The organism is Bifidobacterium pullorum subsp. gallinarum, assembly GCF_000741215.1.
In the GTDB taxonomy this organism is placed as follows: Bacteria; Actinomycetota; Actinomycetes; order Actinomycetales; family Bifidobacteriaceae; genus Bifidobacterium; species Bifidobacterium pullorum_B.
Map to the genome: position 1 here is coordinate 433,116 of NZ_JGYX01000001.1, position 17,031 is coordinate 450,146.

Consider the following 17,031-nt stretch of genomic DNA (forward strand, 5'->3'; position numbering starts at 1 on the left):
TCCCTCGCCGGACGGAGCGGCCGGCGATACGGCCTGCTTCTACTTACTTGCCGCCCTCGAAGTTCAGCTGACGCCAGGCCTCATAGATCGCAATCGAGGCGCAGTTCGTCAGGTTCAGGCTACGCAGGCTCGGGCGCATCGGCAGACGGACCTGCTCGGCCACATGCGGGCCGAACATGATGTCCACCGGATCCGGGATGTCGCCCGGCTCCGGGCCGAACAGCAGGATGTCGGTCGGCTTGTATTCGATCTCGGTATACAGCTTGGTGGCATGCGCCGTGAACGCGATGATGCGCGAGTTCGGCATCGACTCCACCAGATTCTCGAAGTTCGGGTGCATGACCACATGCGCCATGTCGTGATAATCCAACCCGGCGCGGCGCAGCTTCGTGTCATGCAGGTTGAAGCCCAACGGCTCCACCAGATGCAGGATCGTGCCGGTCACCGCGCACAGGCGGATCGCCGAACCGGTGTTGCCCGGGATGCGCGGTGAGTAGTAGCACAGGTGCGGGGTCACGGTCTCCGCCTGGGCGGCTGCCTCGGCCGAGAGCATGGCGTCCACCACGCTAATCGGATTGCCGTGCGCGTCGGTCACCAGCTCGTCCGGTCCGTAGTTCGATTTCCGGTAGCCGTACTCGTACATCTGCTCGACCTGCGCCTCCGGGGCCTGCGGGTTCGCTGCTTCGTTCGTCATGATTGCCAACATTAGGGACGCGAGCCGACAGGCCGTGGGCGGCTCTCATACAGTCGCATATAGTCATGCAGTTTCCTGCCAGGGAAGCGAACACATGGCGTGGTAGGCGGAGTGTCATGCACAATGGTGGAGTGCCTGAAGAAATCGAACGTGAAGAGCGGCTGCACGTCAGCGCCACGGCGGCATGCCGTCATCTGGCCGCGTGGTGGGAACTGAACGCGCGCGACTTGCCGTGGCGATTCGGCCGTACCACGCCATGGGGCGTGATGGTCTCCGAGGTGATGAGCCAGCAGACGCAGATGAGCCGTGTGGTGCCGTATTGGGAGTCCTGGATGGCCGTCTGGCCGGACGCGGCGACGCTCGCCGAGGCCTCCACCGCCGAAGTGATCACCGCCTGGGGACGGCTTGGCTATCCGCGGCGGGCGTTGCGGTTGCAGGAGTGCGCCCGTGTGGTGGCCGAGGAATACGCCAACGAGCTGCCCCATACATATGAGGAGTTGGTGGTGTTGCCCGGCGTGGGCGACTACACGGCCTCCGCCGTGCTGAGCTTCGCCTTCGGCGAGCGCGTTGCAGTTATCGATACGAATATCCGCCGCGTGCTGAGCAGGGTCTTCCTCGGTGTGGAGTCGCGCGGGGGCGCGGCCTCCCGGACCGAGCGCGAATTAGCCTGGTGCGTGCTGCCTGAGGAGATGCCGGAGCGGGATGCTTCGGGTTCGTCGGTGATATGGAACCAGGCGGTTATGGAGTTGGGGGCCACGGTCTGTACGGCCAAGGCGCCGCAGTGCGGCGACTGCCCGTTGCGGGGCGAGTGCGCGTTCCTGTCGGCGGGGCTTCCCGGGCTGGGGGAGCGGCGCACCCGGCCGCGCCAACGGTTCCAGGGCACGGACCGTCAGGTGCGGGGCATTATCCTGAACGCCTTGCGGCAGGCCGCCGCACAGGCGTCGCGTGGTGTGGCGGACGGCCGGCTCGAAACGGGCGCGCCGGGTGCCGTGCCGAGATCGCAAATCGAACAGTTGTGGCCGGATCATGTGCAGCTGGATGCCTGCATCGCCTCGTTGGACGAGGACGGTCTGCTGGACATGCTGCCCGACGGCTCGCTGCGCCTGCCGCAGTGAGGGAGGAAACGGCATCGGACGTATCAGTGACGTATCAGTATGGTGTGAAAATGGCGATGACGGGCGGGAACGTCGCTGTGGTGCGCATGCCCCCTTTAGACTAATGTGTTATGGCCACACGTACACCAGCGCGCACCGGTAAGCGGCGCAAACGCAAACTGAGCGAGAAGCAGCGCCGTATCTATCGGAGGCGTCGTATAGTAGTCGGCGTCGTGCTGGTGCTGGTACTGGCGTTGGCCGGGTTCTGCGTGTACAGCATCGGCCGCGGCGCGTTCGCTGTGGGGGCATTGGTGGCGGGCCATGACGTGGGCATCACGCGCAAGGCCGTGCCCGATCCCACGCCCAGCACCGGTGTGCGCGATTGCGTGGAGGACAGCATCTCCCTGGAGTTGTCCACCACGGCCCAGACCGTTCCCGTGGGCGGGTCGATCGATTTCGCCGCCGGCATCGTGTACAGCGGCACGGTCAGCTGTCTGATCGATGGGTCGGATGCGAATCGCGTGCTGACGATCACCTCCGGGGATGACCAGGTCTGGCGGTCCGATTCCTGCCCGGTCGAATCCCGCATGCTGATGATGGCGCAGGGGGATAAGGACATCCAGACCATGAGATGGAACACGAACCGTTCCGGGTCGGAGTGCGTGGACGACGCCGATCTGCCGAAGGTCGGGGCGGGCACGTATGTGGCGCAGTTGAGTCTGAAGGATCATCCGGAGGTCGTCAGCCAGCAGGTGCCGTTCGTCGTGCAGTAGGGGAGAAGCCGCGGGCGACGGGCCAGTGCGCCATGACGCCGTCGGGAAGGGTATGGCGGCGGATCGGTGCCGCGGTGCGTCGCGTCGGTGCGGCGGTGTAGCAGTGTGGGACCGCGCCCGCCTCAGACGGGACACGCCTGGATTGTCAGGCGTGTCGAGGTGTGGTAGCATAATGCATTTGCGTATATGCATGTCATATGGCGGGCATGCTGACAAGGAAGAAGCGCCCGCGAACAGGCATATGGCGGCCGTCCAAGCGCTTCTGGGGAATGATACCGAAGAACCAAGCGAGCGATAAGGAACGTCCATTGGCTGCCGAACAAGCTACGACGAGTACCACCACCATCATCGCACGCGCCGACCAGCATGACATCGATCTGCACAAGGCGTCGGACCGTGTGAACTTCGGCTCCATCCGCGAGCCCATCGATGTGCCCTACCTGCTGGGCGTGCAGACCGACAGCTTCGACTGGCTGATCGGCAACGAGCGCTGGAAGCAGCGCGTGCAGGAGGATCTGGAGAACGGCACGAACACCGTGCCGCATGTCTCGGGCCTGGATGAGGTCTTCCAGGAGATCTCCCCGATCGAGAACTTCGCCCAGACCATGTCCCTGACCTTCTCGGATCCGTACTTCGAGGAGCCGCGCCACACCGTGCAGGAGTGCAAGGAGAAGGACTACACCTACTCCGCGCCGCTGTACGTGAACGCCGAATTCGAGAACGGCGACACCGGTGAGATCAAGTCCCAGACCGTGTTCATGGGCGACTTCCCGCTGCAGACCCCGCATGGCACCTTCATCATCGGCGGCACCGAGCGCGTCATCGTCTCCCAGCTCGTGCGCTCCCCGGGCGTCTACTTCGACCGCACCCCGGACCGCACCTCGGACAAGGAGATCTTCGGCGCGAAGATCATCCCGAGCCGCGGCGCCTGGCTGGAGTTCGAGATTGACAAGCGTGACGTGCTCGGCGTGCGCGTGGACCGCAAGCGCAAGCAGTCCGCCATCGTGTTCCTGATGGCCATCGGCATGACCAAGCCGGAGATCCGCGAGGCGTTCAAGGGCTACCCGCTGGTGCTCGACGCGCTCGACAAGGAGACCATCGAGACCCAGGACGAGGCGCTGACCGATCTGTACCGCAAGATCCGCCCGGCCGACACCGCCACCCCGGAGGCCGGCAAGAACCTGCTGGAATCCTTCTACTTCAACACCAAGCGTTACGATCTGGCGCGCGTCGGCCGCTACAAGATCAACCGCAAGCTCGGCCTGGAGGCGGACTACAACGACCGCAGCCTGAGCCGTGAGGACATCATCGCCACCATCAAGTACCTGGTGACCCTGCACGCCGGCGACAAGACCTTCCCGGGCCGCCGTGACGGCGAGGACATCGAGCTACGCGTGGACGTGGACGACATCGACCACTTCGGCAACCGCCGCATCCGCCAGGTCGGCGAGTTGATCCAGAACCAGCTGCGCACCGGCCTGAGCCGTATGGAGCGCGTGGTGCGCGAGCGCATGACCACGCAGGACGCCGAGGCCATCACCCCGCAGTCGCTGATCAACATCCGTCCGGTGAACGCCACCATCAAGGAGTTCTTCGGCACCTCGCAGCTCAGCCAGTTCATGGACCAGAACAACCCGCTGGCCGGCGTGACCAACAAGCGCCGTCTGTCGGCCCTGGGCCCCGGCGGTCTGTCGCGCGACCGCGCCTCCATGGAGGTGCGAGACGTGCACCCGTCCCACTTCGGCCGTATGTGCCCGATCGAGTCCCCGGAAGGCCCGAACATCGGTCTGATCGGCTCGCTGGCCACCTTCGGCCGCATCAACCCGTTCGGCTTCATCGAGACCCCGTACCGCAAGGTCGAGCACGGCCATGTGACCGATGACGTGGTCTACATGACCGCCGACCGTGAGGTCGAGCACGTCATCGCCCAAGCCAACCAGGAGCTGGACGAGAACGGCAACTTCATCTCCAAGGACGCCCTGGTGCGAGACGCCGCCGGCGAGGCGGAGGACGTGCCGGTCGACATGGTCGACTACATGGACGTCTCCCCGCGTCAGATGGTGTCGGTCGGCGCCTCGCTGATCCCGTTCCTGGAGCACGACGAGGGCCACCGAGCGCTGATGGGTACCAACATGCAGCGTCAGGCCGTGCCGCTGATCGAATCGGAGCGTCCGCTGGTGGGCACCGGTTCCGAGTGGCGTTCCGCCATCGACTCCGGCGACGTGATCCTGGCCGAGAAGCCGGGCGTGGTGACCTACGTGTCCGCGGACATCATCCGCGTGATGAACGACGACGGCACCACCTCCAGCTACAAGCTGACCAAGTTCCAGCGTTCCAACCAGAGCACGTGCTACAACCAGGTGCCGCGCATCAAGAACGGCGAGCGCGTGGAGACCGGCACCGTGCTGGCCGACGGTCCGGCGACTGACAAGGGCGAGATGGCCCTGGGCAAGAACCTGCTGGTGGCGTTCATGCCGTGGAACGGTTACAACTACGAGGACGCGATCATCGTCTCCCAGCGCCTGGTGCAGGACGACACGCTCTCCTCGATCCACATCGAGGAGTATGAGATCGACGCCCGCGAGACCAAGCTGGGCGCCGAGGAGATCACCCGCGACCTGCCGAACGTCGGCGAGGACGCGGTGGCGAACCTGGACGAGCGCGGCATCATCCGCATCGGCGCCGAGGTCGAGGCCGGCGACATCCTCGTCGGCAAGGTCACCCCGAAGGGCGAGACCGAGCTGACCCCGGAGGAGCGCCTGCTGCGTGCGATCTTCGGTGAGAAGAGCCGCGAGGTCCGCGATACGTCGCTGCGCGTGCCGCACGGCGAGTCCGGCACCGTGATCGCCGTCAAGGAGATCACCCGCGCCGACGCCGAGGAGGACGGCGACGAGCTGCCCAACGGCGTGAACCAGACCGTGCGCGTGTACATCGCCCAGCACCGTAAGATCACCCAGGGCGACAAGCTCGCGGGTCGTCACGGCAACAAGGGCGTCATCTCCCGCATCCTGCCGGAGGAGGACATGCCGTTCCTGGCGGACGGCACCCCGGTCGACATCATGCTCAACCCGCTGGGCGTGCCGAGCCGAATGAACCTGGGCCAGGTGCTCGAGATGCATCTGGGCTGGGTGGCCCACGCCGGCTGGGACATCACGGTCGATCCGGAGCTTGAGGCCGAATGGAAGAAGTACGTGCCCAAGGGCGCCGAGAAGGGCGAGCCGGGCACCCCGGTGGCCACCCCGGTGTTCGACGGCGTCAAGCAGGAGGTCCTGCACGGCCTGCTCAAGAACACGCTGCCCGACCGCGACGGCAACAAGCTCGTCGGCGAGAACGGCAAGGCCACGCTGTTCGACGGCCGTACCGGCGAACCGTTCCCCAAGCCGATCTCGGTGGGCTACATGTACATGCTGAAGCTGCACCACCTGGTCGACGACAAGATTCACGCCCGTTCCACCGGTCCGTACTCGATGATCACCCAGCAGCCGCTGGGCGGCAAGGCCCAGTTCGGCGGCCAGCGCTTCGGCGAGATGGAGGTGTGGGCCCTTGAGGCCTACGGCGCCGCCTACACGCTGCACGAGATGATGACCACCAAGTCGGATGACGTGGACGGCCGCGTGCGTGCCTACGGTGCCATCGTCAAGGGCGAGAACCTGCCGCCGGCGGGCATCCCCGAGTCGTTCAAGGTGCTGTTGAAGGAGATGCAGTCCCTGTCGCTGAATGTCGAGGTGCTCAACGCCGAAGGCCAGGCCATCGACATGAAGGACGAGGACGACGATCCGATGTCTGCCTCCGACGATCTGGGCTTCAACATCGGCGCGCGCCCCGACGCCGCCGCCAAGGAGGACCAGGCCGTCGAGGAGCCCGAATACCAGTGATTCCCCGGGTCGCCGGCCACAAGCCGGCCGGCGACCCCATGAACGTCAAGAAACACAACTTCAATAGACAGGAATACAAGTGCTGGACGTCAACGCATTTGACAAACTGAGGATCGGCCTGGCCACCGCCGACGACATCCGCAGCTGGAGCTACGGCGAGGTCAAGAAGCCCGAAACCATCAACTACCGCACCCTGAAGCCGGAGAAGGACGGTCTGTTCGGCGAGCAGATCTTCGGTCCGACCCGCGACTGGGAGTGCGCCTGCGGCAAGTACAAGCGCGTGCGCTTCAAGGGCATCGTGTGCGAGCGATGCGGCGTGGAGGTCACCAAGTCCCGCGTCCGCCGCGAGCGCATGGGCCATATCGAGCTGGCCGCCCCGGTGACCCACATCTGGTTCTTCAAGGGCGTGCCGAGCCGTCTGGGCTACCTGCTGGACATCGCGCCGAAGGACCTGGAGAAGGTCATCTACTTCGCCGCGTACATGGTCACCAAGGTGGACGACGAGCAGCGTCACCAGGACCTGCCCGACCTGCAGGAGGAGCTCGATACCGAGATCGGCAACCTGGAGAAGCGCCGCAACAACGAGATCGAGGAGCGCGCCAAGAAGGTCGAGGCCGATCTGGCCGAGCTTGAGGCCGCCGGCGAGGCCAAGGGCGCCGCCAAGGCCAAGCTGCGCAACAGCGCCGAGCGCGAGATGGCGGCCATCCGCCAGCGCTACGACGATCAGATCCAGCGCATCTCCGCCGTGTTCGACCGCTTCAAGGGCTTGAAGCCCGGCGACATGGAGGGCGACGTGGACCTGTGGCGCGAGATGCAGGACCGCTACGGCGACTACTTCGAGGGCTGCATGGGCGCCGAGGCGATCAAGAAGCGCCTGCAGGACTTCGATCTGGAGGGCGCGGCCAAGCAGCTGCGCGAGGAGATCGACACGGGCACCGGCCAGCGCAAGGCCCGCGCCCTGAAGCGCCTGAAGGTCGTCAACGCCTTCCTGACCACCGGCAACAAGCCGGAGGCCATGGTGCTGGACGTGATCCCGGTCATCCCGCCGGATCTGCGCCCGATGGTGCAGCTGGACGGCGGCCGTTTCGCGACCTCCGACCTGAACGACCTGTACCGCCGCGTGATCAACCGCAACAACCGTCTGAAGCGACTGATCGAGCTGGGCGCCCCCGAGATCATGCTCAACAACGAGAAGCGCATGCTCCAGGAGGCCGTGGACTCGCTGTTCGACAACGGTCGCCGCGGCCGTCCGGTCACCGGCGCCTCGAACCGCCCGCTCAAGTCGCTTTCCGACATGCTCAAGGGCAAGCAGGGCCGTTTCCGTCAGAACCTGCTGGGTAAGCGCGTGGACTACTCCGGCCGTTCCGTGATCGTGGTCGGCCCGGAGCTGCGCATGCACCAGTGCGGTCTGCCCAAGCCGATGGCCCTGGAGCTGTTCAAGCCGTTCGTCATCAAGCGTCTGGTGGACCTGAACTACGCGCAGAACATGAAGAGCGCCAAGCGTCTGGTGGACCGCGGCGACTCCGAGGTGTGGGGCGTGCTCGAAGAGGTCATCGCCGAGCACCCGGTGCTGCTCAACCGTGCGCCTACGCTGCACCGTCTGGGCATCCAGGCCTTCGAGCCGATCCTGGTGGAGGGCAAGGCCATCCACCTGCCGCCGCTGGCCTGCGCCGCGTTCAACGCCGACTTCGACGGCGACCAGATGGCCGTGCATCTGCCGTTGAGCGCCGAGGCCCAGGCCGAGGCCCGCACGCTGATGCTCGCCTCCGACAACATCCTGAAGCCGGCCGACGGCCACACCGTCACCATGCCGTCCCAGGACATGATCCTCGGCCTGTACTACCTGTCGACCGTGGTCGAGGGTGCCAAGGGCCAGGGCCGCGTGTTCTCGTCGCTGGCCGAGGCCCAGATGGCGCTTGACCTGCACGAGATCGACATGCAGTCCATGGTGCTGATTCGCCTGCCCGAGGACTTCGTGCTGCCCAAGGATTGGGAGCCGCGCGAGCTCAAGGTGGTGGACGCCGAGCCGGGCAGCCCGGACACGGTCTGCGAGGAGCGCTTCAAGGACGGTTCCGTCCTGTTCGCCACCAGCTACGGCCGCATCCTGTTCAACGAGACGCTGCCGACCGACTACCCGTTCGTCAACGAGCAGGTGCCCAAGGGCAAGCTCTCCAAGATCGTCGACGACATCGCGACCCGCTACTCCACCGCCCAGGTGGCCGCCACGCTGGATGCCCTGAAGGATCTGGGCTTCACGCGCGCGCCGTGGTCCGGCGTCACGATGGCGTACTCCGACATCGTGGCCCCGCCGGAGCGCGAGGACATCGTCCACTCGTACGAGGAGGAGGCCTCCAAGGTCAACTCCCAGTACGACATGGGTCTGTTGACCGACGAGGAGCGCCGTCAGGAGCTCATCAACCTGTGGACCGAGTGCACCGACAAGGTGGCCGACGCCATGCGCGAGAACTTCCATGATGACAACAACGTGAACATCATGGTCCAGTCCGGCGCTCGAGGCAACTGGATGCAGATCCGCCAGATCGCGGGTATGCGAGGCCTGGTGGCCAACCCGAAGGGCGAGATCATCCCCCGTCCGGTCAAGTCGAACTACCGCGATGGCCTGTCCGTGCTGGAGTACTTCATCTCCCAGCACGGCGCGCGCAAGGGTCTGGCCGATACCGCACTGCGTACCGCCGAGTCGGGCTACCTGACCCGTCGACTCGTGGACGTCTCGCAGGAGGTCATCGTCCGTGAGGAGGACTGCGGCACCAAGCGCGGTCTGGCGATGAAGGTCGCCGAGCGTGACGACAACGGCAACCTGGTGCTCGTCAAGGCCGCCGACGGTGGCCCGTATTCGCGCCTGCTCGCCGCCGACGTCATCGACCCCGCCGACAACGAGACCGTGCTGTACCACGCCGGCGACGCGCTGTCGATGGATGCGCTCAACGACCTGGTGGCCCACGGCGTGGAGGAGGTCAAGGCCCGCTCCGTGCTGACCTGCGAATCCAAGCGCGGCGTGTGCGCCAAGTGCTACGGCTGGTCGCTGGCCACCAACAAGCTGGTGGACGTCGGCGAGGCCGTCGGCATCGTGGCCGCCCAGTCCATCGGCGAGCCTGGTACCCAGCTGACGCTGCGTTCGTTCCACTCCGGCGGCGTCGCCTCGGCATCCGATATCACCCAGGGTCTGCCCCGTGTCACCGAGTTGTTCGAGGCCCGTACCCCGAAGGGTGAGGCGCCGATCGCCGAGTTCGCCGGCATCGTGAAGGTGGAGGACACCGACCGCGGCCGTCAGGTCACGCTGACCCCGGACGATTCCACGGTCGAGCCGATCACCTACCCGGTGACCCGTCGCGCGCCGATGCTGGTCAAGGACGGCGACCACGTGGTGGCCGGCACTCAGCTGATCGAGGGTTCCGTGGATCCCAAGAAGATCCTGCGCATCCTCGGCCCGCGTGCCGCCCAGGTCAATATCGTGGAGGAGGTGCACAACGTGTACCGTTCGCAGGGCGTCGACATCCACGACAAGCACATCGAGGTCATCGTGCACCAGATGCTGCGCCGCATCACCGTGATCGACTCCGGCGACACCAAGCTGCTGCCGGGCGAACTGGTGGACCAGGCGAAGTTCCGCGAGGCGAACATGGAGGCCGTGAAGAACGGCGGCAAGCCCGCCGCCGGCCGTCCGGAGCTGATGGGCATCACCAAGGCGTCGCTGGCCACCGACTCGTGGCTGTCCGCGGCCTCCTTCCAGGAGACCACGCGCGTGCTCACCGAGGCGGCCCTGAGCCAGAAGGAAGACGACCTGAAGGGCCTCAAGGAGAACGTGATCATCGGTAAACTGATCCCGGCCGGCACCGGCCTGGCCCGTTACCGCAACGCGGTGGTGGAGCCGGACAAGGCGATCCGCGAGACGATCTACCCGAACTTCGGTCTGGGCGGCGACGAGGCGACCGACTTCTCCGACGCCGACCTGAGCGATGTGGACTTCTCCAGCATCGACTTCGGCGACCTGAAGCTCGGCGACGACTTCAACCCGGACGATTTCCTGAACGATCAGGGCGGCCAGGAGGACTTCGGCGGCGCCGACTTCTCCGACGCCGACCTGGGCGATCTGGGCGATCTGAGCCTGTGACCGCATACGGCCGGCTGACGGTCGTGCGGTGAACCGAGGGCGCATCCCGATGGGGTGCGCCCTCGTCGTATATGCGGCGTGTCGCTCCTGGAGCGTTGCGGGACGCGGGGTTTGCGGCCCAGGTGGCCGGTGTGTCCGCGGACTGGTTGACACGGCGGCGGCCATGCCCGTACATTGGCAGTGGGGGAAAGACATGGAGCCGGCTGCACCGTTCATCCGGCCACATGCGGAGCTACGGGGTACAGGCAACGCATGTGGAAAGGCAATCGTCATGGTAGCTGAGGGGACATTGGTCGGGGGACGGTACCGCATCCTGACACAGGTCGGCATCGGAGGCATGTCGACGGTGTATCTGGCTATGGACGCATCACTGAACCGGCGGTGGGCGGTCAAACAGATGCGCGACGCCGGCTCGGCGGAGCGGCGTGACGTGATGCTGCGCAGTCTGACGGTGGAATCGGAGATGATCGCGCGTCTGGACCATCCCGCGATCCCGCGCATCGTTGACCTGATCGACGACGATACGGGTGTGTTCGTGGTCATGGATTTCGTGGAGGGGCAGACGTTGCGCACCCTGCTGGAGCGCGAGGGGCCGCAGGACGAGGCGCTGGTGGTGGATTGGGGCATCCAGCTGTGCGATGTGCTGGATTACCTGCATCGCCGTACGCCGATGGTGGTGTTCCGCGACATGAAGCCGTCCAACGTCATGTTGACACCGGACGGCATGGTCAAACTCATCGACTTCGGCATCGCCATCGAACAGGGGGAGACCGGCGAGAACCGTGACGGCATCGGCGACGGCCGGCGATTGGGCACGCCGGGGTATGGTGCGCCGGAGCAGTTCGAACCCGGCGGTGTACTGGATGCCCGTGTCGACATCCATGCGCTGGGGGCCACGCTGTTCCAGCTGCTGACGGGCGTGCATCCGCGCGAGGGCATCGTGCCGGTCCGCCGGATTCGCCCAGAACTGTCCACGGGGCTGGAATATGTGATCGCCAAGGCAACCTCCCCGGATCCGCAGCAGCGGTACGCATCCTGCGCCGAATTCGCCTATGCGCTCGGGCACTGCCGGGACGGGGAGCGTTCCAGACGGCGGACGCTGCTGCGCCGGTGGCGTATCTTCGCTGGAACCGCCGCCGCTTCGGTCGCGTGCCTGGCGTTGTCCGCGGGCTCGCTGCTGGCAGCGGACCATGAACGAAACAGCGACTACACGCATTGGATGCGTCAGGCCGAGCAGGCCTCCGCTGATCCCGTCGCGGAACAGGCGTGCCGTCGCGCTGCCGAGATCCTGCCCGGAAGCATCGAACCGTATCGGCATCTGATTGACCGGTATACGGCGGATGGCGTGTTCTCCCAGTCCGAGGAGGCGACGTATACGGCATTGCTCAACCGTCACGCCGACGCACTGCGGTCGGACCGGACCGCATGGGCGCAGCTGTGCTTCGACACGGGGCGGCTGTACTGGTACTACTACGCCGTGGAACCGAACGACGCCGATGCTGAGGGATCACGCATGGCACGGATTCGCGCGGCCGCGCCATGGATGCGCGATGCCGCGGAGACCGAAACGTTCGAAGAGACGGCGCTCGCCGGCATCTATGCGGGCATCGCGGAATTCAACGTGCGTATCGTGCCGTTGATCAACGAAGGTCATGACGGCGGTCGGTACCAGCCGTATTTCGGGCTGCTGCAGCGGCTGGTGGAGTCGGCCTCGGCGCAGCGGAGCGAGGTGATCCGTCTGGAGGCGGCGAATCTGGCATTGGATGCCCTGCTCACCTATCCGCGGAAATTCCGGGCGGACGGTGTTCCCCGGAAGGATATGGAGCGGCTGTGCGCTCGGGCCGGCGACGTGGCCGAAACGACCGACACCACGGCTGATGCGCATGATGACGCCAGAGACCGGGCGTTGGGGAGCGTGCCTGTGGTGCTGCAGGCCATTGAGAACGCGTATATGGATCATAAGGCGGATCTGCAATGAGCGGTTATGAATGGTTGGGGATGGCTGCCGTGGTATGGCTGGTGATGGCCGTGGCGCTGGCGGTGGCAGCAGTGGTGATGCACCGCAGATTCGACGTGCCCGCCGTGCGGCGTGCGTTGAATGGTACGTCCGCACGTCAGGAGATCGCGTGGCTGCGCGGCATCAGACCGGGCGCCTGGCGGTACGCTGACATACTGGCCACGCGGGACGCAAGGCGTGCATCTGTCGAAACCTCACGTCCGGCCGGGTCCGCGCAGGCGTCGACATCGAAGTGTGGGGCGCATACGGTCGGTGCGGTGGCGAGCACGCCTGTCGTGGCGGCCGACCGTACCATGCTGACCGACGGTACGGTGGTGTCTGATGGCACGGTGCTGTCTGATGGCACGGTAGCTGCCGATGACACCGTAGTGGCTGACGGTACCGTGGTGTCCGACGGCTTGGTGGTGTCCAACGGCACTGTGATGGCTGGTGGCAGGGCGGTGTCCGATGATACGGTGTCCGCCGATAACACCGTGGTGGCTGGCGGCATCCGACGCAGGGCAATGGTGCTGGCATCCGCGGCGGTGGCCATGGCCGCCATGGGCGTCGCATCGTCCGCAGCTTCCGCGGCCGATTATCATACGTTGACGCCGCAGACCGTGACGGCCGTACGCACGTTCGCCGTCCCCGATGATCGGCGGACCATCCCGATCCGGGATGCGGCTTCGCTGGGCCAAGTCTCCTACCAGGGCGATGATTCTCACGATCTCCGAAACGGCAACGAGGTCATCGCATGGGGCGAGGACACGTCGCGTCGGGTGCGCATCATCATGGCCGACGGATACGGCCAGCCCCAAGCCATCAGTCTCACCGGCTCCTATCTCGATCTGGACGGCGAAGCGCAGCCGCTTCAATCGCAGGACTACCGTGTTACGACGGTGGATTCCGCGGAAGGCCGGGCCGGGTCCGCCGCCGTTGAAGTGACCCTGATCACTCCCGGAAGCTACGACTTCAGCGATATCGCCATCCATATGGGCAGCGATGCGACATCGTATACAATCGGCGATCTGGACGGCTCGGACTGTCTGCCCCAACCATTGACCATCGGGGAGCCCGCAGGTGGCGTTGCCGCTGCGCTGACGGCCGTCACGTCATCAGGCGACGCGAAAGGCCCATGGTATGTCGAGGCGCCGAAGGTCGGCTTCACCGTTACCGGCAATCGGCTGCTACCCAGAATCCTCGAAGTCCTTCAGCAACAGGACGCCACCAGCACGGCACCGGTGGTAACCGCCGTGCGGGGCAAGGATCCATATGGCAGCATCACAATCGGCGATCTGCGCATCGAGGACGACGGTCGCATCGGTTGGGCGGACACACAGCCGCACGCCGACGGCTGGTACCGCTATACGGTGCACGAGCGGGCGTCGGGAGGCATCATGGGGTATCTGCTCGGCACTGTGCGGGCAGCCGAACTCGATTTCGGCGTCGACACCATCGCCCCGACCATGCAGGGGGTGTCGGCGCTGCCGCCGAACACCACGTATGACGGCCAATCCATACACGCCGCAGTAGGTGAACGGACCATCGGCATCATCGTGGATGATGCCTCCCCGGCGGCCGATGCCGAATCCCCGGTATCCGGGGCGGACACGCTCCGAGCCGTCATCCCCGCACCCACCGATTTGTACGGGAATGTCATCGACGGCGGCACACCCGTGGAGCAGCATATTGCCGTCGATCCCGCCAGCGGTCAGGCCGTCATCACCTTCAGCCAGGAGGGATTGTACGAGTTGGACGCGGTGCGGGTCATAGGCATGGATCGGGCCGGCAACACCACCGAAACGACCTTGCGCGCGCTCCTGTCTGAAACGGATGCCTCGATATTGGTCGTCATCGCTCAGGGGGCGCCGCAGGTCGACGCCATGACGCTGATGGACCGTGCACCGGAACATCGCCGATCGACACGGCAAGGGTACTACCGGGGCGACGTGTCCGTCACCTGCACCGTACACGATCCATGGTTCCCGTTGGCCCGTAACGCCACCGACGCCACAACCGTCGACGTCGACCTGTTCGCCGAGAGCACGGTCGAACACAGCGGCCACGGCCGGACGTTGGAGGCGCTGACCATCCGGAACGAGGGATGGGACAGCCCGGACGGCACACAATGGTCCATCACCGTGCCTATACGGGTCGCGGGAGCCCGGAGCGTGTCGGAGGGCCGATACGCCATCGGATTGTCCTATCAGGGACTGCATGACGCCGTCGCCTCTGCCGCCATATCCGAGGACATGTTGATGGACGGTACTCATTTCATCATCGACTGGACCGCTCCGAGCATCGGAACACTGACGCTGGCGGGTACACCCACGTCATGGCACGGCATCATGTTCGCCGCCTCGCACACCGTTACGCTGGACGGCATATCCGACGCCCTTTCTGGCGTGGACGCCGACAGTCCGGCATTCGCGAAGGTGAACGAATACGGCGAACTGGCCGATGGGGATGGGCCGAACATCGATGCCCACACCACCGGGGCCACCCTCGGGAATGACGATCTGGACTATGACCCAATCCGTGGCACGCTCTCATTCCGCCTTGAAGCCGACGGATTCCGGCTCATCGCGGAGGGTACCGCGCTCGCCGTCGCCGATGCCGCAGGCAACTATGCCTCCACTGGTGATTTCTCCGACCAACCGGTGTTCGCGGAGCACGCCATCGACATGCTGGCGGTGGATGCCTCGCCGCCCGAGATCGCCGTGTCCTATGACAATAACGAGGTGCAGAACGAACGGTACTACCGGGCGTGGCGCAACGGCACCCTGACGTTATCCGACGCCAATCTCGATCTGGTCATCGACCGTGATCCGGATCGTGTGCTCGTCTCCCTGACCCGTGACGGCTCGGAACACCGCGCCATACCGCTATCCGCACTCACACCGGGCGATGATGGACGAACCTACGGCATGACATTCGCAGCGCAGGAGGACGGTGTCTGGTCCGTCGACGCCGAATTCCACGAACCGGCACCGGAGACGGAAACGGCGGCGCATCATGATCGGTTCATCATCGATACCACGCCGCCGCAGCTCGGCATCGCCTTCGACAATACCGATGTGGCCAATGGCATGTACTACGATGCCCCTCGCACCGCCACCATCACCCAGATCGAACGCAACCTGTCCGAATCCGAATCCGTGATCAGCATCTCCGCCACGGACGGCAACGGCAATGAACAACCGGTGCCGGCCGGCGGCGGATGGATGCGTGCCGACGGTGAACGTCACGACGCATCGTGGACCAACACCGTGACATTCTCCGGCGAGGGGCATTACACGATGGAGATCTCTGCCATCGACCTGGCCGGGAACAAAGCGCAGACGGTGACGGTGCCGGAATTCGTCATTGACCTGACGCCGCCGCATATCGCCATCGACCGTGTGTCCGATGGCACCGCCTATGCGGGAACCGTCGCGCCGAGCATCGAGTGCGCGGACGCGAACCTCGGCGAACAGGGGCTCGACTACACCATCGAAGGGGCGCACAGAGGACCGCTGACCGGCGCCGCCATGCCCGGGAGCCTCGTACGGGAATCCGAAGGCCGGCTCACCGTGACATTCCGGGATTTCGAATGGACCCCTGACGCCGACGACGTCTACACGCTCACGGCAACGGCCACCGACAAGGCGGGCAATGTGGCCGAAACCGCCATAACCTTCTCGGTGAACCGATTCGGATCCACCTACGTGTTCAACGTCGGTATGCGGCAGCTGCGCGGGGCCTACCTGCAGCAGGCCCAGGACGTGGAAATCCAGGAGATCAACGTCTCCGGTCTTGCACCCTCCGAGAGCCGGATCACGGTGGTGGCAAACGACAAGGCCGACACCCTCGCCCCGGGGGAGTTCGGCATGCGCACGGATGACGATGCCGGATGGTCCAGAACCGTATACACGATTCCGGCGCAACGGTTCGACGGCGACGGCTTCTACCGCATCCTTGTGCAATCCGTGGATCTGGCTGGCAACGTTTCGCAGAACACCATGGAAGGGGTCGGCGCGGACCATAGGGGAAGCGCTGAAGTGAACTTCGCCATCGACGCAACGGCGCCGACCGTATATGTTCCCGAACTGGAAGCCGAAGACGAGCACACCGGGCACCACCGCCGACGCATCACCATCGATGCCAAGGACAATCTGGCGGTGAATCGGACGGAACTGTACATCGACGGGCGCAAGATCCGCGAATGGAACACGGACACGTCGCTCGACGACATCCCGCAATACACGTTGCAGGCCGACGGCCGACCCCATGCCGTGATGGTGCGGGTCACCGACAGGGCCGGCAATCAGACGACGGCCGTCTATGACGCAGACAATGGGGAACCGGTGCATCCATGGTTGCTGCTCGTGCTCCCGGCCATCGCGGGGATCGCGGTGGCCGGATGGGGGATTCGGGCATGGGGCTCTGAGACGGAGGCGGACATGAGGCAACGATAGGATGAGACGC

General features: G+C 65.3%; 7 protein-coding genes. 6 read left to right on the forward strand and 1 reads right to left on the reverse strand.

The window, feature by feature from the left end; genetic code table 11:
• Positions 1-43 precede the first annotated feature (43 nt).
• Positions 44-694 (reverse strand): tRNA (cytidine(34)-2'-O)-methyltransferase, encoded by a 651-nt coding sequence (locus tag BIGA_RS01930; protein WP_081883116.1) that lies wholly within the window; start codon positions 692-694, stop codon positions 44-46.
• 116 nt (positions 695-810) lie between these two features.
• Between BIGA_RS01930 and BIGA_RS01935 the strand changes: the two genes are divergently transcribed.
• From BIGA_RS01935 to BIGA_RS01960, 6 genes are all read left to right on the forward strand, one after another.
• Positions 811-1,809, forward strand: a complete 999-nt coding sequence (locus tag BIGA_RS01935) for an HhH-GPD family protein (RefSeq protein ID WP_033506686.1) — start codon at positions 811-813, stop codon at positions 1,807-1,809.
• A gap of 110 nt (positions 1,810-1,919) precedes the next feature.
• Positions 1,920-2,561 (forward strand): hypothetical protein, encoded by a 642-nt coding sequence (locus BIGA_RS01940; RefSeq protein ID WP_237744018.1) that lies wholly within the window; start codon positions 1,920-1,922, stop codon positions 2,559-2,561.
• 269 nt (positions 2,562-2,830) lie between these two features.
• Complete coding sequence (rpoB, locus tag BIGA_RS01945; protein WP_051912151.1) at positions 2,831-6,436, forward strand: DNA-directed RNA polymerase subunit beta; 3,606 nt, start codon at positions 2,831-2,833, stop codon at positions 6,434-6,436.
• A gap of 79 nt (positions 6,437-6,515) precedes the next feature.
• Positions 6,516-10,568: a DNA-directed RNA polymerase subunit beta' gene (locus BIGA_RS01950; RefSeq protein WP_051917003.1), complete on the forward strand. Its 4,053-nt coding sequence runs from the start codon at positions 6,516-6,518 to the stop codon at positions 10,566-10,568.
• Positions 10,569-10,839: 271 nt separating this feature from the next.
• Positions 10,840-12,546 carry a serine/threonine-protein kinase gene (locus BIGA_RS01955; protein ID WP_033506690.1) on the forward strand — a complete coding sequence of 569 codons (1,707 nt, stop codon included), beginning with the start codon at positions 10,840-10,842 and terminating at the stop codon, positions 12,544-12,546.
• The gene (locus BIGA_RS01960) at positions 12,543-17,021 is read left to right on the forward strand and encodes an Ig-like domain-containing protein (protein WP_034259574.1); all 4,479 of its coding nucleotides are present in this window, start codon (positions 12,543-12,545) and stop codon (positions 17,019-17,021) included. Before BIGA_RS01955 ends, BIGA_RS01960 begins: the two co-directional genes overlap by 4 nt.
• Positions 17,022-17,031 lie beyond the last annotated feature (10 nt).

Coding starts and splice junctions, on each gene's coding strand:
- BIGA_RS01930 (WP_081883116.1), bottom strand. CDS start 694: ATGACGAACGAAGCAGCGAACCCGCAGGCCCCGGAGGCGCAGGTCGAG.
- BIGA_RS01935 (WP_033506686.1), top strand. CDS start 811: ATGCACAATGGTGGAGTGCCTGAAGAAATCGAACGTGAAGAGCGGCTG.
- BIGA_RS01940 (WP_237744018.1), top strand. CDS start 1,920: ATGGCCACACGTACACCAGCGCGCACCGGTAAGCGGCGCAAACGCAAA.
- rpoB (WP_051912151.1), top strand. CDS start 2,831: ATGATACCGAAGAACCAAGCGAGCGATAAGGAACGTCCATTGGCTGCC.
- BIGA_RS01955 (WP_033506690.1), top strand. CDS start 10,840: ATGGTAGCTGAGGGGACATTGGTCGGGGGACGGTACCGCATCCTGACA.
- BIGA_RS01960 (WP_034259574.1), top strand. CDS start 12,543: ATGAGCGGTTATGAATGGTTGGGGATGGCTGCCGTGGTATGGCTGGTG.